Below are 20351 nucleotides of genomic sequence, written 5' to 3'. Positions count from 1 at the left end.
AGAACGCACGACGCCGTTGCCATCTCGTTAAGTATTTACTTCTTGACGTCGCACGTACGGCCGAGTTGACTTCGAGCCACCTCGGCCGCAACGACGCGGCCTCGTCAGGGAGGTTTGTTTAGTGAACACGCGTATGCGTCGTGCTGCTTTCGCCGTTGCCGCTGGTGCGATGGCCGTTTCGCTGGCCGCCTGTGGCAGCGCCGCGGAGTCGAAGGACAGCGACGAGAGCTCGGCCGCTGCCAAGGGTGACGACATCAAGGTCGGTCTGCTTCTCCCCGAGAACCAGACCGCGCGTTACGAGAACTTCGACAAGCCCTTGATCGAGAAGAAGGTCAAGGAGCTCACGAACAACAAGGGCGAGGTCATCTACGCCAACGCCAAGCAGGACGCCAGCACGCAGAACCAGCAGGTCGACACGATGATCACCAACAAGGTGGACGTGCTGATCGTGGACGCTGTGGACTCCGCGGCCATCAAGAGCTCGGTGCAGAAGGCCAAGGACGCCGGCATCCCGGTCGTGGCCTACGACCGACTGGCGGAAGGCCCGATCGACGCCTACATCTCCTTCGACAACGAAGAGGTCGGCCGGGTTCAGGGCGAGGCGCTGCTCAAGGCCCTCGGCGACAAGGCCTCCAAGGGCGACATCGTCATGATGAACGGGTCCTCCACCGACCCGAACGCCGCACTCTTCAAGAAGGGCGCGCACTCCGTCCTCGACGGCAAGGTGACCGTCGGTAAGGAGTACGACACCAAGGAGTGGAAGCCGGAGAACGCCAACGCCAACATGGAGGGCGCCATCTCCGCCCTCGGCAAGAGCAAGATCGTCGGCGTCTACTCCGCCAATGACGGCATGGCCGGCGGTATCATCACCGCCCTCAAGGCCGCCGGCATCGACAACATCCCGGTCACCGGCCAGGACGCGGAGCTCGCGGGTGTGCAGCGCATCGTCGCCGGTGAGCAGTACATGAGCGTCTACAAGCCCTACCCGCAGGAGGCTAACGTGACGGCCGAGATCGCCGTCGCGCTCGCCCAGGGCAAGTCGCTCGACTCCCTCGCCAAGACCAAGGTCGACAGCCCCACCACCAAGGGTGTTCCGTCGGTCCTCGTCCCGGTCGTCTCGCTGACCAAGGACAACATCAACGACACCGTCCTCAAGGACGGCATCTACACCGTGGCCGACATCTGCACGAGCGCCTACAAGGCCGACTGCGACTCGCTCGGTCTCAAGTAGTCTCCGCAAGTCTCTTTCCACGTACGGGAATTCATTCTTGAATTCCCGTACGGACTTGCGTACACCAAAGCTCCTCCGGCGCTCCGCATCCATCAGCCCCGCAAGCTAGGGCGGGGCGCCGGAAGGAAACCCCCCCCTCCCGATTTTCTGCACAACCTCCCGCCGGGTCAGGCGGCGAAGGAGATGATTCACGTGTCCGCTACGCCTGTTCTGGCGTTGCGCGGGGTCTCCAAGCGATTCGGTGCCGTCCAGGCGCTCACCGATGTTGAGCTTGAGGTCCACGCCGGCGAAGTGGTCGCCCTGGTGGGCGACAACGGCGCCGGCAAGTCCACGCTGGTGAAGACGATTGCCGGCGTGCACCCCATCGATGAGGGCGCCATCGAGTGGGACGGCAAGTCCGTCCAGATCAACAAGCCGCACGACGCGCAGGCCCTCGGTGTCGCGACCGTCTACCAGGACCTCGCGCTCTGCGACAACATCGACGTGGTGGGCAACCTCTACCTCGGTCGCGAGCTGAAGAAGCGCGGCATCCTCGACGAGGTCGAGATGGAGCGCCGCTCCCGCGAGCTGCTGGACACGCTGTCGATCCGCATCCCCAGCGTCCGCATCCCGATCGCCTCGCTCTCCGGCGGTCAGCGCCAGACGGTGGCGATCGCCCGTTCGATGCTCGGCGAGCCCAAGCTCGTCATCCTCGACGAGCCCACCGCGGCCCTCGGTGTCGAGCAGACCGCACAGGTCCTCGACCTGGTCGAGCGGCTGCGCGAGCGCGGCCACGCCGTGCTCCTCATCAGCCACAACATGGCTGACGTCAAGGCCGTCGCCGACAAGGTCGCCGTCCTGCGCCTGGGGCGCAACAACGGCATCTTCGAGGTCAAGTCGACCTCGCAGGAAGAGATCATCTCCGCCATCACGGGTGCCACGGAGAACGCCGTGACCCGTCGTGCGGCGCGCAGCAGCAATGGGGAGGCTCAGAAGTGAGCATCGACAAGACCTCCGCGACCCCCGTGGACCACGCGGTCGAGAACCCCGAGGCCGCCGCCGCGGCGAGCACCGTGGTCGACCCCAGGCTCCTCGTCCGCGAGCAGGGCATCGCGGGTTACGCCTCCGAGTTCAAGCGCAAGATGAAGGCCGGTGACCTGGGTTCCATCCCGGTCGTCCTCGGCCTCGTCATCATCTGGATCATCTTCCAGAGCCTGAACTCCAACTTCCTCACCGCGGGCAACCTCTCCGACATCTCCGTCGCCATGGTCGGCACGGGCATGATCGCGGTCGGCATCGTCTTCGTGCTGCTGCTCGGTGAGATCGACCTGTCGGTCGGTTCGGTCTCCGGTGTCGCCGGCGCCGCCTTCGCGGTGCTGAACGTCACGCACGGCATGAACGAGTGGCTGGCCTTCATCCTGGCCATCCTCACCGGCACGGCCGCGGGCGCGATCCACGGCTTCGTCTTCGCGCGCATCGGCGTGCCCGCCTTCGCCGTCACCCTGGCCGGTCTGCTGTTCTGGAACGGCTTCATGCTCCAGATCCTGGGTGACAACGGCACCATCAACCTGGACAGCGAAGGCATCGTCGCCAAGCTGACCAGCTACTACTTCACCGATGTGGCCGCCGCCTACGCGCTGGCGATCGTCGTGACCGCCGGGTTCTTCGTCAGCTCCTTCTACGGCAACCGCCGGCGCGAGGCCGCCGGTGTCCCGTCGCAGCCGCTGAGCGAGACCATCCTGCGCACGGTGCTCCTGGGCATCCTCGCCTTCGCCGTGGCGATCGTCTACAACCAGTACAAGGGCCTGCCGCTGGCCGTGGTGATCTTCATCGCGGTCCTGCTGCTCACGGACTTCATCCTGCGCCGTACCTCCTACGGCCGGAAGATCTTCGCGCTCGGCGGCAGCGTCGAGGCCTCCAGGCGTGCCGGTATCAACGTGGAGATGGTCCGGATCTCGGTCTTCGCGATCGCCGGTACCTTCGCCGCGATCGGCGGTCTGTTCATCGCCTCGAAGATCGCCTCCGCCAACCAGGGCGCCGGCGCCGGTGACCTGCTGATGAACGCCATCGCGGCGGCCGTCATCGGTGGCACCAGCCTCTTCGGTGGCCGTGGCCGCACCTGGAACGCGCTGCTCGGTGTGCTGGTCATCGTCTCGATCCAGTACGGCCTCGCCCTTCAGGGCATCGCCTCGCCGATCCAGTACATGATCACCGGTGGTGTTCTGCTCGCGACGGTCGTCATCGACGCCGTCACCCGCAAGACCCAGAAGACGGCGGGTCGCGCCTAGCGAACCCGGCCCCTGCTGGCCATTGGACGAAGTGCCCGGTACCAACGGCGGTACCGGGCACTTCCATGTCCAGGAGACAGATCCGGAACGAGAACACGTGTACGGATCATTTACAGCCGTTCGCGTGATGTACGACGCACAACCCGAACGCCGCCACGAAAGACGGAACATTAGACTCGACAGACCCGGCAAAGCTCGAACAGCTCTATCGCAAGGAGGCACGGGTGCCGCTGCTGACCCGCATCACGGGACCGCGCGATCTGGACCGGCTCACCCTGGAGCAGCTGGACCAGCTGGCCGGCGAGATCAGGACCTTCCTCGTCGACGCGGTCTCCAAGACCGGCGGCCACCTCGGCCCGAACCTCGGCGTCGTGGAGCTCACCATCGCTCTGCACCGCGTCTTCGAGTCGCCCAAGGACAGGGTGCTGTGGGACACGGGCCACCAGTCCTACGTGCACAAGCTGCTCACCGGCCGCCAGGACTTCTCCAGGCTCAAGATGAAGGGCGGCCTCTCCGGCTACCCCTCGCAGGCCGAGTCCGAGCACGACGTCATCGAGAACTCGCACGCCTCCACGGTCCTCGGCTGGGCCGACGGCCTCGCGAAGGCGAACCAGGTCCTGGAGCGCGACGACCACGTGGTCGCGGTCATCGGCGACGGCGCCCTCACCGGCGGCATGGCCTGGGAGGCGCTCAACAACATCGCCGACGCCAAGGACCGCCCCCTGGTGATCGTCGTCAACGACAACGAGCGCTCCTACGCCCCCACCATCGGCGGCCTCGCGAACCACCTGGCGACCCTGCGCACCACCGACGGCTACGAACGGTTCCTGGCCCGCGGCAAGGACCTCCTGGAGCGCACCCCGGTCGTCGGCAGGCCCCTCTACGAGACCCTGCACGGCGCCAAGAAGGGCCTCAAGGACTTCATCGCCCCGCAGGGCATGTTCGAGGACCTCGGCCTCAAGTACGTCGGCCCGATCGACGGCCACGACATCGAGGCCCTGGAGTCGGCGCTGGTCCGCGCCAAGCGCTTCGGCGGCCCGGTCATCGTGCACTGCCTCACCGAGAAGGGCCGCGGCTACCAGCCCGCCCTCCAGGACGAGGCCGACCGCTTCCACGCCGTCGGCAAGATCCATCCCGACACGGGCCTGCCGATCGCCTCCTCCGGCGCCGACTGGACCTCCGTCTTCGGCGAGGAGATGGTCAAGCTCGGCGAGGAGCGCGAGGACATCGTCGCCATCACCGCCGCGATGCTCCAGCCCGTCGGCCTCGACAAGTTCGCCAAGGCCTTCCCCAAACGGGTGTACGACGTCGGAATCGCCGAGCAGCACGCCGCCGTCTCCGCGGCCGGCCTCGCCACCGGCGGTGTGCACCCCGTCTTCGCCGTCTACGCGACCTTCCTCAACCGCGCCTTCGACCAGGTCCTGATGGACGTGGCCCTGCACAAGTGCGGCGTCACCTTCGTCCTCGACCGCGCGGGCGTCACCGGCACCGACGGCGCCTCGCACAACGGCATGTGGGACATGTCGATCCTCCAGGTCGTGCCGAGCCTGCGGCTGGCCGCCCCGCGCGACGCCGACCAGGTCCGCGCCCAGCTGCGCGAGGCCGTCGAGGTCACCGACGCGCCGACGGTGGTCCGCTTCTCCAAGGGCGCGGTCGGCCCCGCCGTACCCGCCGTGGGCCGGGTCGGCGGCATGGACGTGCTGCGCGAGCCGGGCACCGACACCCCCGACGTGCTGCTCGTCTCGGTCGGCGCCCTCGCGCCGATGTGCCTGGAGATCGCCGGCCTCCTCGACAAGCAGGGCATCTCCACCACCGTCGTCGACCCGCGCTGGGTCAAGCCCGTCGACGAGGCCATGGCCCCGCTCGCCGAGCGGCACCGCGTGGTCGTCACCGTCGAGGACAACTCCCGTGTCGGTGGCGTCGGTTCCACGATCGCGCAGGCACTGCGGGACGCGGGCGTGGACGTACCGCTGCGCGACTTCGGCATCCCGCCGCGCTTCCTCGACCACGCCTCCCGCAAGGAGGTCATGGCGGAGATCGGCCTGACCGCGCCGGACATCGCCCGCCAGGTCACCGGCCTGGTCTCCCGCCTCGACGGCCGGTTCGAACGCACCACGGCCGAGGCCGTGGACGCGGTGGAGACCGCGCGCGACTGACGCACCCCCAGGTCCACCGGGCCGGTTCCATCACTCTGAAGGGGTGGCGGAACCGGCCCATTCGCGTGAACCTGTCCGCGCCGGGGCATGCGCAGCACACGCCCCCTCGATCATGTCGAGGACGTCAAGCGTGGAGGTAAACCCGTGAGCAGCACCCTCTTCAGAACGAAGAAGGTCGAACAGTCGATCTTGGACACTGAGGAGCCGGAGCACGCACTCAAGAAGTCGCTGTCCGCTCTGGATCTCACCGTCTTCGGCGTCGGAGTCATCATCGGCACCGGCATCTTCGTGCTGACCGGCACGGTCGCCAAGAACAACGCCGGGCCCGCCGTCGCCCTCGCCTTCGTGGTGGCCGGGGTCGTCTGCGCGCTCGCCGCGATCTGTTACGCCGAGTTCGCGTCGACGGTTCCGGTGGCCGGCTCGGCCTACACCTTCTCCTACGCCTCGCTCGGCGAGCTGCCCGCCTGGATCATCGGCTGGGACCTCGTACTGGAGTTCGCGCTGGGCACGGCGGTGGTCGCCGTCGGCTGGTCCGGGTACGTGGCCTCGCTGCTCGACAACGCGGGCTGGCATCTGCCGGAGGCGCTCAGCGGGCGGGAAGGGGCCGACGGCTTCGGCTTCGACATCCTGGCCGCGGGACTCGTGCTGGTGCTCACCGGCATCCTCGTGCTCGGCATGAAGCTCTCCGCGCGCATCACCTCGCTCGTCGTCGCCATCAAGGTGACCGTCGTCCTCGTCGTGATCATCGCGGGCGCCTTCTTCATCAAGGGCGAGAACTACGACCCGTTCATCCCGAAGGCGCAGCCCGTGGAAGCGGGCGCGGGTCTCCAATCCCCCCTGATCCAGCTGATGTTCGGCTGGGCGCCCTCCAACTTCGGCGTGATGGGCATCTTCACCGCCGCCTCCGTCGTCTTCTTCGCCTTCATCGGCTTCGACGTGGTGGCCACGGCCGCCGAGGAGACCAAGAACCCGCAGCGCGACATGCCCCGCGGCATCCTGGGCTCCCTGATCATCTGCACCACCCTCTACGTCGCCGTGTCGATCGTCGTGACCGGCATGCAGCACTACACCAAGCTGTCGGTGGACGCCCCGCTCGCCGACGCCTTCAAGGCCACCGGACATCCCTGGTACGCGGGCTTCATCAGCTTCGGCGCCGCCGTCGGCCTGACCACGGTCTGCATGATCCTGCTCCTCGGCCAGACCCGGGTCTTCTTCGCGATGAGCCGCGACGGACTGCTGCCCCGCTTCTTCTCCCGCGTCCACCCGCGCTTCAAGACCCCCCACCGGCCGACCATCCTGCTCGGTGTGATCATCGCGATCCTCGCGGGATTCACCAGCCTGAGTGAACTCGCCGAGCTGGTGAACATCGGCACGCTGTTCGCCTTCGTGGTCGTCGCGATCGGCGTGGTCGTCCTGCGCCGCACCCGCCCCGACCTGCCCCGCACCTTCCACACCCCGCTGGTGCCCTTCCTCCCCATCGTCTCCGTCCTCGCCTCGCTGTGGCTGATGCTGAACCTGCCCGCCGAGACCTGGCTGCGGTTCGGCATCTGGATGGTGATCGGCGCCGTCATCTACTTCCTCTACGGGCGCTCGCACAGCCGTCTCGGCCTGTCGCAGGAGGCGGCGGCGGGAGCCGTGCCGAAGCCCCAGAGCGGCGACACCAAGTAGTCCTCGCCGCCGTCCCGTTGGTCATCCGGCCCCGTATGTCCCGTTTCGGCGGAGACCGCGGGGCCGGATAGCGTGCACCGTATGCTCGCCGGGCTCCAGGAATCACCACGCTCCACAGCCGGGTCACGAGGATCGGACCGCGCCTACTGGAGACGGCTCCTGCCGGTGCTGACGCTGCTCGCCTGCGTCACCCGGGCCCCCTCCTTCCTGCACCCGCTGTGGAACCCCGACGAGGGCTATCTCGCCGTACAGGCCCGGATACTCGCGAACGGCGGAGAGCTCTACGAGACGGTCGTGGACCGCAAGCCACCGCTCGTGCCCTGGCTCTACGAGGCGGCCTTCGCCGTCTCCGGCTCCGGCTCGCTGACCTCGGTCCGGGTCCTCGCGGTCGTGGCCCAGCTGTCGACCGCCGTCCTGCTCGCGTCGCTGGCCCGGCGCCGCTGGGACGACCGGGCGGGCCGGACGGCGGGCGTGCTGTACCTGCTGGTCTCCATCGGCCTCAACCCCGAGGACGCGCAGGCCGCCACCTTCGAGGTGTTCGTACTGCCGTGCACGGCCGCGGCCATGTGGTGCGCGGACCGGCGCCGTTGGGGCGCGGCCGGGGCGGCCGTCGCGTGCGCCTTCCTGGCGAAGCAGACGGGCGGCGCGGTACTGGTGCCGGTGCTCTGGCTGCTGTACCGGCACGGCGCGCCGCGAACGGACCTGGTACGGCTGGCAGTCGGAGCGGCCCTGCCCGTCCTCTGCGCGGCGCTGTTCACCGACCCGGCCGGGTTCCTGTTCTGGACGGTCACCGGATCAGGCGCGTACGCCTCCTTCACCGGATCCGAACTCCACGTTCTCGGAAGGGGGTTGGCCAACTGCGCGATCCTGACGGTGGCCTGCGCGGGCCTGATCCCTCCGGTGGTACGGGTCCTGCGCGTCGCCCGTACGGGTGCGGTGGAGCTCTGGCTCTGGCTGGCCTCCTCGGCCGCCGCGGTACTCCTGGGCTTCCACTTCTTCGGCCACTACTACCTTCAACTCATCCCGCCCATCGCCCTGTTGGCGACGGCCGCCCTCCAGATCCTGCCCGGCGAACGACTGGCGAGAGCCGTACTCACCTCCGCCTGCTGCTGCACCCTGTTCCTCGGCTGGGGCCTGTTCGCCCCGCGCCCCGACCTCACCCACGCCCAGCGCCTGGCAGCCGCCGTGGCGCAGCGCACGGCCCCCGGTGACCGGGTGCTGGTGTGGGGCATACACCCCGAGGTCTACTGGCTGTCCGACCGCACCCCCGCCAGCCGCTTCCTCACCGCGGGCATGCTCACCAACTACAGCGGCGGCCGCAACGGCCCCCAGGTCGGCGAGAAGTACGCCGTGGCGGGAGCCTGGTCGGCCTTCCGCGCGGAGATGGCGGCCCACCCGCCGGCCCTGGTGGTCGACGACTCCCGCGACAAGCCGTACGCCCCCCGGCGAGTGCCGTCCCTGCGGCGGCTGCTGGCAGCGGACTACGAGGAGAAGGGAACGGTGGACGGGGCGGTGCTGTACGAGAGACAACAAGGCTGAGAATTCCAGCCCGTCCGGCGTTTGAGGACGAGCGCGAAGCGCGAAAGGGGGGTCCAGGGGCGCAGCCCCCGGGAACGGGACGGGAAGGGGCGGAGGGGGCGAGAACCACCCTCACGCGTCCCCTCGTACCGTCCGAGGCCCCGCCACCTCCGCCCCGAACGCACCTACCCTGCGCCGCAGTTCCCGGTCGGCCGTCACGACGAGACACGGCTGCCCGGCGCCGGAAGCGTCGGCGGCGAGCTCGGCGATCCGGTCGTCCCCGCTGCCGGACGCCGACTCCACCTGTACACCCGGCACGGACTCCACACCCCGGGCGGCCCCCTCGACCACGAGGACGATCTCCACGGGACCTTCCTGCCCGGGGACCCCGTCCGCCGCGAGCCGGTCCCGCAGCCGCTCCGCGGCCCCCCGGCGGTCGCGCCACCAGCCGTCGGGGACGGAGCCGATGACGTTGGCGGCGTCGATGATCACGAGTGTCGGCACGGCGTTACCTCCAGGTGTCCTGGGTCGACTGAAGCACGAAGAGGGCCCCCGCCGCAGCGGAGGCCCTCAGACGCGTGCGGAGAGGTTACGCGGGCACGGAGGCCACTCCGGGCGCCAGGAACCGCTTCCCGTTCACCCGCTCGGAGACGCCCTCACGGTCCAGGTAGGGAGTGATCCCGCCCAGGTGGAAGGGCCAGCCCGCACCGGTGATCAGGCAGAGGTCGATGTCCTGCGCCTCGGCGACGACACCCTCGTCGAGCATGAGCCCGATCTCCTGGGCGACGGCGTCCAGGACGCGGTCACGGGTCTGCTCCTCGGTGAGGACGACGTCGCCCTGCTTCAGGAGCGCGGCGACCTCGGGGTCCAGCTCCGGCTTCCCGCTGTCGTACACGTAGAAGCCGCGCTTGCCCGCCTTGACGACGGCCGCGAGGTTCGGGGAGACCGTGAAGCGGTCGGGGAAGGCCCGGTTGAGGGTCTCCGAGACGTGCAGACCGATCGCCGGGCCGACCAGCTCAAGGAGCACCAGCGGCGACATCGGCAGGCCCAGCGGCTCGACCGCCTTCTCGGCGACCTCGACCGGCGTGCCCTCGTCGATGACGTTCTGGATCTCGCCCATGAAGCGGGTGAGGATGCGGTTGACGACGAACGCCGGGGCGTCCTTCACCAGAACCGCCGTCTTCTTCAGCTGCTTGGCGACACCGAAGGCCGTGGCCAGGGCGGCATCGTCGGTCTGCTCGCCGCGGACGATCTCAAGGAGCGGGAGGACCGCGACGGGGTTGAAGAAGTGGAAGCCGACGACCCGCTCGGGGTTCTTCAGCTTCGACGCCATCTCCGTCACCGACAGCGAGGAGGTGTTGGTGGCGAGGATCGCGTGCGCCGGGGCGACCGCCTCGACCTCCGCGAACACCTGCTGCTTGACGCCGATCTCCTCGAAGACGGCCTCGATGATGAAGTCCGCGTCGAAGAAGCCCTTGGCCTTGTCGAGCACACCGGAGACCAGGGCCTTGAGCCGGTTGGCCTTGTCCTGGTTGACGCGGCCCTTGAGCAGCAGCTTGTCGATCTCGGCGTGGACGTAGCCCACCCCCTTGTCGACGCGCTCCTGGTCGATGTCGGTCAGCACGACCGGCACCTCCAGGCGGCGCAGGAAGAGCAGGGCGAGCTGCGAGGCCATCAGGCCCGCGCCGACGACGCCCACCTTGGTGACCGGACGCGCGAGGGACTTGTCCGGCGCGCCCGCCGGACGCTTGCCGCGCTTCTGGATCAGGTTGAACGCGTAGATGCCGGAACGCACCTCGCCGCCCATGATCAGGTCGGCGAGCGCCAGGTCCTCGGCGTCGTACCCCTTCTGGAGGTCGCCGTCCTTGGCCCCGGCGATGATGTCCAGCGCGCGGTAGGCGGCCGGAGCGGCTCCGTGCACCTTGCTGTCGGCGATGAACCGGCCGCGGTCGACGGCCTGGTCCCAGGCCTCGCCGCGGTCGATCTCCGGGCGCTCGACGACGATCTCGCCCCTGAGGACGGCGGCCGTCCACACCAGCGACTGCTCCAGGAAGTCCGCGCCCTCGAAGAGCGCGTCGGCGATCCCGAGGTCGTAGACCTGGCCGCCCTTGAGCTGCTTGTTCTGGTTGAGCGAGTTCTCGATGATCACCGAGACGGCCTTGTCGGCGCCGATCAGGTTCGGCAGGATCGTGCAGCCGCCCCAGCCGGGGACCAGACCGAGGAAGACCTCGGGCAGCGAGAAGGCGGGCAGGGACGCGGAGACGGTCCGGTACGCGCAGTGCAGACCGACCTCGACGCCACCGCCCATCGCGGCGCCGTTGTAGTACGCGAAGGTCGGGACAGCCAGGGCCGCGAGCCGCTTGAAGACCTCGTGGCCGCCCTTGCCGATGGCGAGCGCGTCCTCGTGGTTCTTCAGGAGCTCGACGCCCTTGAGGTCCGCGCCGACGGCGAAGATGAACGGCTTGCCGGTGACACCGACACCGACGATCTCGCCGGCCGCGGCCTCCGCCTCCACCTGGTCGATGGCGGCGTCGAGCTTCGCCAGCGAGGCCGGGCCGAAGGTGGTCGGCCGGGTGTGGTCGAAGCCGTTGTCGAGCGTGATGAGCGCGAAGCGCCCGGCGCCGAGGGGCAGGTCGAGGTGGCGTACGTTCGCCGACGTCACGACCTCGTCGGGGAACAGCTCGGCCGCGCCCTTCAGGAGTTCAGCGGTGGTCACTTGTCGCCTCCGGCGTCCTTGTGGTGCGGGTTCTCCCAGATCACCGTGGCGCCCATGCCGAAGCCGACGCACATGGTGGTGAGGCCGTAACGGACCTCGGGCTGCTCCTCGAACTGGCGGGCCAGCTGCGTCATCAGACGGACGCCGGAAGAGGCGAGGGGGTGGCCGTAGGCGATGGCGCCGCCGTACTGGTTGACGCGCGCGTCGTCGTCGGCGATGCCGTAGTGGTCGAGGAAGGCGAGGACCTGGATGGCGAAGGCCTCGTTGATCTCGAAGAGGTTGATGTCCTCGATCGACAGACCGGCCTTGGCGAGGGCCTTCTCGGTCGCCGGGATCGGGCCGTAGCCCATCACCTCGGGCTCGACGCCCGCGAAGGCGTAGGAGACCAGGCGCATCCGCACCGGCAGGTCGTGCTCGCGCGCGAACTCCTCGGACGCGATGATCGACGCGGTGGCGCCGTCGTTCAGACCGGCGGCGTTTCCGGCGGTGACGCGGCCGTGCACGCGGAACGGCGTCTTCAGACCGGCCAGGTTCTCCAGCGTGGTCCCCGGGCGCATCGGCTCGTCGGCGGTGACCAGGCCCCAGCCCGTCTCACCGACCTCCGCGTTGGTGTTGCGCACCGAGATCGGCACCAGGTCCTGCTGGATCTTGCCGTTCGCGTACGCCTTGGCGGCCTTCTCCTGCGAGCGCACGGCGTACTCGTCGGCGCGCAGCTTGGTGATGTGCGGGTAGCGGTCGTGCAGGTTCTCCGCGGTCATGCCCATGAACAGGGCGGACTCGTCGACCAGCTTCTCGCTGACGAACCGCGGGTTCGGGTCCACGCCCTCGCCCATCGGGTGGCGGCCCATGTGCTCGACACCACCGGCGATGACGGCGTCGTACGCGCCGAACGCGATCGAACCGGCCGTCGTGGTGACGGCGGTCAGCGCGCCCGCGCACATGCGGTCGATGGAGTAGCCGGGAACCGACTGGGGGAGACCGGCGAGGATGCCGGCCGTGCGGCCGAGGGTCAGACCCTGGTCACCGATCTGCGTGGTCGCCGCGATGGCGACCTCGTCGATCTTCTTGGGGTCGAGACCGGGATTGCGGCGCAGCAGCTCCCGGATGGCCTTCACGACGAGATCGTCGGCACGGGTCTCGTGGTAGATGCCCTTCGGGCCCGCCTTGCCGAACGGGGTGCGGACGCCGTCGACGAAGACGACGTCCCTGACGGTACGAGGCACGATGGCTCTCCTCCAGATGCGGGATGGCACTGCTGCGCGACACACACGCCTGAGCGCGCGCTCACCTTCATGCTACTTGCGGGTAACCATGCTGCCCAGTCCCGCGGGCGGGAGCGGCGAAGGTCACACCCGGACCGGTGCCCGGAAACCGGGAGGGACACACGGACCGTGTGTCCCTCCCCGTCGCCGCGTCCGGTGATCTTGGCGTGAACTCGCCCCCGGCATGCCCGGGGCGGCCCCTGCCGTCAGGCCTTGGCCGGGGTGAGCGCCGAGACGAGCACCGGGGTGACCTGTTCGACCTGCCAGGGCCGCGCCCCGTAGCCGGCGAGCGCCGCCGCCACGGACTCGGTGTCCGGCACGGTCGGCGGCTCCCAGCACACCCGCCGCACGGTGTCCGGGGTGATCAGGTTCTCCTGGGGCATGTTCAGCTCCTCGGCGAGCGCCGAGACGGCGGCACGCGCGGCGGAGAGCCGGGCCGCGGCGGCCGGGTCCTTGTCGGCCCAGGCGCGCGGCGGCGGGGGACCGGTCACCGGCTGTCCGGGCTGCGGCAGCTCGGCGTCCGGCAGCGCCCTGGCGCGGTCGACGCCCGCCTGCCACTGCTCCAGCTGGCGGCGTCCCATGCGGTGTCCGAAGCCGTTCAGCGCGGACAGCGCGTGCACGTTGACGGGCAGGGCGAGCGCCGCCTCGACGATCGCCGCGTCCCCGAGCACCTTGCCGGGCGAGATGTCCCGGCGCTGCGCGATCCGGTCGCGGGACTCCCACAGCTCCCGTACGACCGCCATCTGCCTGCGCCGGCGCACCTTGTGCATCCCGGACGTACGCCGCCAGGGGTCCTTGCGCGGCGGCGCCGGATCGGCCTGCGCGATCGCGTCGAACTCCTGCCGGGCCCACTCCAGCTTGCCCTGCCGCTCCAGCTCCTTCTCCAGCGCGTCACGCAGGTCGACCAGGAGTTCCACGTCCAGCGCCGCGTACCGCAGCCACGGCTCGGGCAGCGGGCGGGTCGACCAGTCGACCGCCGAGTGCCCCTTCTCCAGTACGAAGCCGAGCACGCCCTCGACCATGGCGCCGAGGCCCACCCGGGGGAACCCGGCGAGCCGGCCGGCCAGCTCGGTGTCGAAGAGGCGGGAGGGGATCATGCCTATCTCGCGGAGACACGGCAGATCCTGCGTGGCGGCGTGCAGCACCCACTCCGCGTCGGAGATCGCCGCACCGAACCCGGAGAGGTCGGGACAGGCCACGGGGTCGATCAGGGCGGTGCCCGCGCCCTCGCGGCGCAGTTGCACCAGGTAGGCGCGCTGGCCGTAGCGGTATCCGGACGCGCGTTCGGCGTCGACGGCGACGGGGCCCGATCCGGCGGCGAACGCGGCGATCACCTCGGCGAGCGAGGCGTCGTCGACGACGACGGGCGGAATTCCGTCTCGTGGCTCAAGCAAAGGGATCGGCGCCGATTCGACGTCGTCCGGAGGGCCGCCTCCGGTGGTTCGCAGTGAGCTGTCTTCTGCGGTCTCTTGGGCGTCGGTCACCTGTCAAGGGTATCGGGATGTTCGAGCGGCTGACCTGCATCTTCCAGTCATTGGTCGGTTCACCTGCGAAAACGCCGCTCAAGTGGATCTCGTGGCCGCCAGGTGTCTCCCGCACCGCACGCCGTGGGTGCCGTGATCACGTCCTCGCGCCGTCCGAACGGACCCCATCACCTGCCTGAACGGAGGCCGACGAGCGTCGGAAGAGCGCCGGTCGGGACCCCGGCGGTCGCTGTCGTCCTTTCACCCGGCTTTTGCCTCAAGGGAGTTGCCGTGCCCCGGGGGCACCTCTAGGTTCACGTGGATCGTCCCAGGTCGGCCACCGCCGACCCTTCCGCATCCCGGGGAAAGACCGTGAACCATATGTTCCTGAACCGCCGTGTCGCCGCTCTCGGGACCGCCGCGGTCGTCGTCGCCGCTCTGGTGGTCGCCGCCCGGCCCTGGGCGGACGACGCCGACGCCGTCGGTGCGGATGCGAAGCACGGCTGCGCCTCGTCGGTCCCCTACGTATCGGGCACCGGTGGTTATGCCACCTACCGCATACCCGCCGTCGTCCGGACCCGGGAGGGCACCCTGCTGGCCTTCGCCGAAGGGCGGCTGGGCGGCAGGGCGGACAGCGGCGACATCGACATCGTGCTCAGGAGGTCGCGAGACGGCGGCTGCACCTGGGGACCGCTGCGGGTCGTCACGGCAGGCAAGGGGGACACCCGGGGCAACCCGGCGCCGGTCGTCGATCCCAGGACGGGACACGTCGTGCTGGTCACCTCGTACAACAGCGGCGCGGTCACCGAGGCGCAGATCCTGCGCGGCGAGGCCACCGAGGAACAGGGAAGGCGGGTGTTCGTGCAGCGGAGCCGGGACGACGGGCTGTCCTTCTCGGCGCCGAGCGAGATCACCTCGACGGTGAAGCGGCCCGGCTGGCGCTGGTACGCGACGGGGCCGGGCCACGCCGTCGCGCTGGCCCGCGGTGAGCACGCGGGCCGGCTGGTCGTGCCCGCCAACCACTCGGCGGCCCCGCCCGAAGGCTCCACGGACACCGGACAGGAACCGAGGTACTTCGGCGCCCACGCGATCTACAGCGACGACGGAGGCCGCTCCTGGCAGCTCGGTTTCGTGGACGACTCCTACGAGGGCGTGCACAACGCGAACGAGTCCACCGCCGCCCAACTGCCCGACGGGCGGCTGTACTTCAGCTCCCGGAACCAGAAGGGCACCGCCGTCGGCAACCGTCTCGACGCGTACTCCAGCGACGGCGGTGCCACCCTCGACCAGGACTACGACGCACAGCACTCGCTCGACGACGTACCTCTGGTGCAGGGCGCGCTGCTGCAACTCACGGGTGATCAGGGGGAGTTGGTGTTCTCGGCGCCCTCGGTGCCCACCGACCGCGCGGCGATGGCGATCTGGGGGAGCGCGGACGGAGGCCGGGCCTTCCGCAAGGTGCTGACCCTCTCCGAGAGCAAGGCCGCCTATTCGGACCTGGTGCAGCCCGACGCCCGGACGCTGGGGGTCCTGTACGAGACGGGAGCCGAAACGGCGTACGAGGAGATCGAGTTCCGCCGCATCCCGCTGCGCGAGTTGTGGAAAGCGCCCGTCGACTGACGTTCAGTCGACGGGCGCCGGGGTCGTGAACCCGCCGGGCGAGCGGAGGGTTCAGGGGTGGGCGGTGCGGGTCAGTGGATGATTCCCGTGCGCAGGGCCACCGCCACCATCCCGGCGCGGTCGCCCGTGCCGAGCTTGCGGGCGATACGGGCGAGGTGGCTCTTGACGGTCAGTGCGGACAAGCCCATCGAGACGCCGATGGCCTTGTTCGACTGGCCCTCCGCGACCAGCCGGAGCACCTCGACCTCTCGTCCGGAGAGCTCGCGGTAGCCGCCCGGGTGGCTCGGGGAACCCGGGGGGCGGCGGTGCATACGGGCGGCGGCCGAACCGATCGGCGCGACGCCGGGCCGGGTGGGGAGCCCGATGTTGTTGCGGGTGCCGGTGACGACGTAGCCCTTGACGCCACCCGCGAGGGCGTTGCGTACGGCGCCGATGTCGTCGGCGGCGGAGAGGGCGAGGCCGTTGGGCCAGCCCGCGGCGCGGGTCTCGGACAGCAGGGTGAGCCCGCTGCCGTCGGGAAGATGGACATCGGCGACGCAGATGTCGCGTGGATTGCCGATTCTGGGACGTGCCTCCGCGACGGACGACGCCTCGATGACGTCGCGCACTCCGAGCGCCCACAGGTGGCGGGTGACGGTCGAGCGGACCCGGGGGTCGGCCACGACCACCATGGCAGTCGGCTTGTTCGGGCGGTAGGCGACCAGGCTTGCGGGCTGCTCGAGGAGAACGGACACCAGGCCTCCTGGGGTGCGGGACGGTACCGGCTCTGGGGATGAAGCCGGGACGAACCGTGCTTTCAAGGTCACAGACGTCTTCGGCATCAAACCCGTCCGCCTTTAGAGAATGATCACGATTTGGTGAGTAACAATCCGTGCAATTCGGACACGCGATCGATCATCCGAAGATCGAACCGAGTCGCTCGGCGTCATTCCGCGTCAATACGCGGCCGAAAGTTGGCGTATCGACAAAGAAGCATCGTGAACTGTGCTCTGACCGGGACGGCTCTGACCGGTACGGGACCACGGCTCCGACCGGGACGGGACCGGTGCCCTGAACCGTGGACTCAGCGGGACTGCTGCGGCCCCCGGCGCTGCGGCAGGCTGACCACCGAGGCCTCGCCCGGCGTCACCGGCGGCAACCCGGCGATCTGGCACAGCAGATCGCACCAGGCGGCGAGATGCGTGGCCGAGTCCGGCACACCGCCCATGCCCTCCCGCGGCGTCCAGGAGGCCCGGATCTCGATCTGCGAGGCGGAGGGGCGCTCCGCGAGACCGCCGAAGTAGTGCGAACCGGCGCGCGTCACGGTGCCGCTCGGTTCGCCGTACGACAGACCGCGGGCCTGGAGCGCGCCGGTCAGCCACGACCAGCAGACCTCGGGAAGCAGCGGGTCGGCCGCCATCTCCGGTTCCAGCTCGGTGCGGACCAGGGTCACCAGCCGGAAGGTGCCCTGCCAGGCGTCGTGGCCCGCCGGGTCGTGCAGCAGCACGAGACGGCCGTCGGCCAGGTCCTCGTCGTTCGCGACGACCGCCGCCTCCAGCGCGTACGCGTACGGGGCCAGGCGCTTGGGCGCGGGCGTGGGGTCGATCTCGATCTCCGGCCGCAGCCGCGCGCCCTTCAGCGCGTCGACGGCGGCCCGGAAGGGCGGCGGAGCCGTCGCCATCGCATCTCGGTTCCCCTCCTTCGCGTCATCCGTTCCGCCAGCGCCGTCCGACAGTCGTCCCTGAGCCGCAGCCATGCGGGGAAGGTTAAGGGGAACAGAGCCTTCGCGCAGGGAGAGACACCCGTGCGTGGGACCACTGTCCGGATCGTGCCGATTGCACGCGCCCGCGCGAGCGCCGCCGCGCGGGGCCCGCGGCGCCCTGACACCGGCTGCCCGGGACCTGGGGGCCGGTGAGCCGTGGGAGACTTTCCGTCGTGAGTGCCAACGACCGCCCCGACGGGCAGCAGCCGCCAGCCACCTACGAGTCCGCCTTCCTCAAGGCGTGCAGGCGTGAGCCCGTGCCGCACACTCCGGTGTGGTTCATGCGGCAGGCCGGCCGCTCGCTGCCGGAGTACCTCAAGGTGCGCGAGGGCATCGCGATGCTCGACTCCTGCATGCGGCCCGAGCTGGTCGCCGAGATCACGATGCAGCCGGTCCGCCGGCACGACGTGGACGCGGCGATCTACTTCAGCGACATCGTCGTACCGCTGAAGGCCATCGGGATCGACCTCGACATCAAGCCGGGCGTCGGCCCGGTCGTCGCGAAGCCGATCCGCACCCGCGCCGACCTGGCACAGCTGCGCGATCTGACCCCCGAGGACGTCTGGTACGTCACCGAGGCGATCGGTCTGCTCACCGCCGAGCTCGGCCCGACCCCCCTCATCGGCTTCGCGGGCGCGCCGTTCACCCTCGCGAGCTACCTCGTGGAGGGCGGTCCGTCCAAGAACCACGAGCACACCAAGGCGCTCATGTACGGCGACCCGCAGCTCTGGGCCGACCTGCTCGACCGTCTCGCCGAGATCACCTCCGCCTTCCTGAGGGTGCAGATCGAGGCGGGCGCCAGTGCCGTCCAGCTCTTCGACTCCTGGGTCGGCGCGCTGGCACCGGCCGACTACCGGCGCTCGGTGATGCCGGCGTCCACGAAGGTCTTCGAGTCGGTGGCGTCGTACGGCGTGCCGCGCATCCACTTCGGGGTCGGCACCGGTGAGCTGCTCGGGCTCATGGGCGAGGCCGGCGCGGACGTGGTCGGTGTCGACTGGCGTGTGCCGCTCGACGTCGCCGCCGGCCGCGTCGGCCCCGGCAAGGCCCTTCAGGGCAACCTCGACCCGGCCGTCCTGTTCTCCACGACCGAGGCCGTGGAGACCAAGACCCGCGAGGTGCTCGACGCGGCCGCCGGCCTGGAGGGCCACGTCTTCAACCTCGGCCACGGCGTCCCGCCGACCACCGACCCGGACGCGCTGACCCGGCTCGTGGACTACGTACACACGCACACCGCGCGCTGACACTTCCTAGGTGTGCCGCGCCTGCCTGCCCCACAGCAGGCGGCGCGGTTCCGGCGGCGGCGGGGTGCCCGCGCGCAGCGGCCAGGCCAGCAGCATCCCGGCCAGGAAGCCGACCACATGGGCCGCGTACGCCACCGTCCCGGCGTCGGCGACACCCTCGCCGGAGGAGTACACCGCCTGGAGGGCGAACCAGAAGCCCAGCACCATCCAGGCGGGCAGGCGCAGCGGCAGGAAGACCAGGAACGGGACGAGGACCCACACCCTGGCCTTCGGATAGAGCACCAGATACGCGCCCAGCACCCCGGCGATCGCTCCGGAGGCACCGATCAGCGGGTCGCCCGAGTCGCTGTTCAGGTACGCGAAGCCGTAGGAGGCCGCGTAGCCGCAGATCACGTAGAACAGCGTGAACCGCACGTGTCCCAGCCGGTCCTCGATGTTGTTCCCGAAGATCAGCAGGAAGAGCATGTTGCCCAGCAGGTGCAGCCAACTGCCGTGCAGGAACATCGCAGTCAGCACCGACAGGGCCGGCGACTTGTCGTAGTCCGGCGCGGCCACCACGCAGCCCGTTCCCCGCGGGCCCACTCCGACCTCGCCGGTGGGCACGAGGCCCGGCATGCGGTGGTGGACCAACTCCTGCGGCACCGCCGCGTAGTGGTCCAGGAACGCCTGGAGGTGGCAGAGCCGCGACAGTTCGCTCCCGCCCGCCACGGAGTCGGCGACGCCGGGCGTCGCGAGGAAGACGAGCACGTTGACGGCGATCAGCGCGTACGTCACATAGGGCGTGTGCCGTACCGGATTCACGTCATGGACGGGGATGACCACAAGGAAGTACTGCCCGCGATGGGGCGGTGGAATCCGGGTGCCGGCCTGCGGCGCCAGGAGCGTGGGCCCGCCTGCCCCCGCTCCGGTGCCGTCGGCTCGCGCCGGGCGCTCGTCCCACTCCGCACACCCCTCGCACGCACCGCACGCCCTGGCCACGCTCCCCGTGCGCCCCTCATGTGTCTCCTGTGTCGCTGAACGTCTCCGCACCCTCGTGCGTATGTCTCCTCAACCGCCCGAGCCGCGAAGAAGACGTGGCGCGAGGAAGACGTGAGGACACAGGCGATGAACGACCGAGTCAATCCTCCGATCCATGCCCTGCCCGACGGCGAGGCGGAGATCGCCCTGGTACTGCACCTGCCCTGGGAAGACGTCGCCGCGCTCGGCCAGGAGGCGGGACGGCTGGCGGCGCGGATGCAGCGGCCGGTGACACTCGACGAGGCCGTCAGCCACCGGCTGCGCTCCAGTCGCCCCGCCGCGCACGCGAAGCCCCCGGCCGCGCAGCCCGCCGCCGTCACCTCCTCGGCCTCCGTCTCCTCGTTCCCCGCCCGGCCGCCCGCCGAGCAGGCCCGGCAGGCCATAGACCGCATCAACGGGTCGACGGCCGCCGGCCACGAGACGGCGTAGCACCTGCCTTCCGGGCCGGAGC

16 protein-coding genes are annotated in these 20351 nt (G+C 69.9%); 9 read left to right on the top strand and 7 right to left on the bottom strand.

What is annotated here, in order from left to right; all coding sequences use genetic code 11:
• Positions 1 to 133: 133 nt before the first annotated feature.
• The 6 genes from ACIP79_RS22165 (at position 134) to ACIP79_RS22140 (ending at position 8861) form a co-directional block, all read left to right on the top strand.
• Entirely contained in the window at positions 134 to 1231 is a 1098-nt protein-coding gene (locus ACIP79_RS22165) for a sugar ABC transporter substrate-binding protein (protein ID WP_383681513.1), read from the top strand.
• Positions 1232 to 1414: 183 nt separating this feature from the next.
• The gene (locus tag ACIP79_RS22160; protein WP_383681482.1) at positions 1415 to 2209 is read left to right on the top strand and encodes an ATP-binding cassette domain-containing protein; all 795 of its coding nucleotides are present in this window, start codon (positions 1415 to 1417) and stop codon (positions 2207 to 2209) included.
• Positions 2206 to 3498 (top strand): sugar ABC transporter permease, encoded by a 1293-nt coding sequence (locus tag ACIP79_RS22155; protein WP_383681484.1) that lies wholly within the window; start codon positions 2206 to 2208, stop codon positions 3496 to 3498. Before ACIP79_RS22160 ends, ACIP79_RS22155 begins: the two co-directional genes overlap by 4 nt.
• Before the next feature lie 224 nt (positions 3499 to 3722).
• A complete protein-coding gene (gene dxs, locus ACIP79_RS22150) occupies positions 3723 to 5654 on the top strand; it encodes a 1-deoxy-D-xylulose-5-phosphate synthase (protein ID WP_401225877.1) in 1932 nt (643 codons plus the stop codon).
• A gap of 144 nt (positions 5655 to 5798) precedes the next feature.
• Positions 5799 to 7322, top strand: coding sequence for an amino acid permease (locus ACIP79_RS22145; protein WP_401225875.1), 1524 nt, complete (start codon positions 5799 to 5801; stop codon positions 7320 to 7322).
• 81 nt (positions 7323 to 7403) lie between these two features.
• The gene (locus ACIP79_RS22140) at positions 7404 to 8861 is read left to right on the top strand and encodes an ArnT family glycosyltransferase (protein ID WP_401225872.1); all 1458 of its coding nucleotides are present in this window, start codon (positions 7404 to 7406) and stop codon (positions 8859 to 8861) included.
• 111 nt (positions 8862 to 8972) lie between these two features.
• Here ACIP79_RS22140 and ACIP79_RS22135 read toward each other — a convergent pair whose 3' ends face one another.
• The 4 genes from ACIP79_RS22135 to ACIP79_RS22120 form a co-directional block, all read right to left on the bottom strand.
• A complete protein-coding gene (locus ACIP79_RS22135) occupies positions 8973 to 9344 on the bottom strand; it encodes an NTP pyrophosphohydrolase (protein WP_401225869.1) in 372 nt (123 codons plus the stop codon).
• A gap of 85 nt (positions 9345 to 9429) precedes the next feature.
• A complete protein-coding gene (locus ACIP79_RS22130) occupies positions 9430 to 11556 on the bottom strand; it encodes a 3-hydroxyacyl-CoA dehydrogenase NAD-binding domain-containing protein (protein ID WP_401225866.1) in 2127 nt (708 codons plus the stop codon).
• On the bottom strand, positions 11553 to 12779 hold the full coding sequence (locus tag ACIP79_RS22125; protein ID WP_401225863.1) for a thiolase family protein: 1227 nt from the start codon (positions 12777 to 12779) through the stop codon (positions 11553 to 11555). The genes ACIP79_RS22130 and ACIP79_RS22125 overlap by 4 nt, the downstream gene beginning before the upstream one ends.
• 245 nt (positions 12780 to 13024) lie before the next feature.
• A complete protein-coding gene (locus ACIP79_RS22120) occupies positions 13025 to 14302 on the bottom strand; it encodes an HRDC domain-containing protein (protein ID WP_401225861.1) in 1278 nt (425 codons plus the stop codon).
• 360 nt (positions 14303 to 14662) lie between these two features.
• Between ACIP79_RS22120 and ACIP79_RS22115 the strand changes: the two genes are divergently transcribed.
• On the top strand, positions 14663 to 15901 hold the full coding sequence (locus ACIP79_RS22115; RefSeq protein ID WP_401226265.1) for an exo-alpha-sialidase: 1239 nt from the start codon (positions 14663 to 14665) through the stop codon (positions 15899 to 15901).
• Positions 15902 to 15972: 71 nt separating this feature from the next.
• On the opposite strand, the gene ACIP79_RS22110 is transcribed toward ACIP79_RS22115, so the two are convergent.
• Together ACIP79_RS22110 and ACIP79_RS22105 are read right to left on the bottom strand one after the other, a co-directional pair.
• Positions 15973 to 16635, bottom strand: coding sequence for a LuxR C-terminal-related transcriptional regulator (locus tag ACIP79_RS22110; protein ID WP_383681496.1), 663 nt, complete (start codon positions 16633 to 16635; stop codon positions 15973 to 15975).
• Between the two features lie 329 nt (positions 16636 to 16964).
• Positions 16965 to 17636: a DUF3000 domain-containing protein gene (locus tag ACIP79_RS22105; RefSeq protein ID WP_401225858.1), complete on the bottom strand. Its 672-nt coding sequence runs from the start codon at positions 17634 to 17636 to the stop codon at positions 16965 to 16967.
• 179 nt (positions 17637 to 17815) lie between these two features.
• Here ACIP79_RS22105 and hemE point away from each other — a divergent pair, with 179 nt between their 5' ends.
• Positions 17816 to 18883: a uroporphyrinogen decarboxylase gene (gene hemE / locus ACIP79_RS22100; RefSeq protein WP_401225855.1), complete on the top strand. Its 1068-nt coding sequence runs from the start codon at positions 17816 to 17818 to the stop codon at positions 18881 to 18883.
• Positions 18884 to 18889: 6 nt separating this feature from the next.
• Here the strand turns inward: hemE and ACIP79_RS22095 are convergent, their stop codons facing one another.
• Positions 18890 to 19705: a rhomboid family intramembrane serine protease gene (locus ACIP79_RS22095; RefSeq protein ID WP_401225852.1), complete on the bottom strand. Its 816-nt coding sequence runs from the start codon at positions 19703 to 19705 to the stop codon at positions 18890 to 18892.
• 282 nt (positions 19706 to 19987) lie between these two features.
• Between ACIP79_RS22095 and ACIP79_RS22090 the strand changes: the two genes are divergently transcribed.
• Complete coding sequence (locus tag ACIP79_RS22090) at positions 19988 to 20329, top strand: hypothetical protein (RefSeq protein ID WP_383681500.1); 342 nt, start codon at positions 19988 to 19990, stop codon at positions 20327 to 20329.
• Positions 20330 to 20351 lie beyond the last annotated feature (22 nt).

The sequence above is a fragment of the Streptomyces sp. NPDC088747 genome (genome assembly GCF_044751025.1).
Lineage (GTDB): Bacteria > Actinomycetota > Actinomycetes > Streptomycetales > Streptomycetaceae > Streptomyces.
The sequence above is the reverse complement of the archived record's forward strand: the minus strand, read 5'-3'. Positions and strand labels throughout refer to the sequence as shown.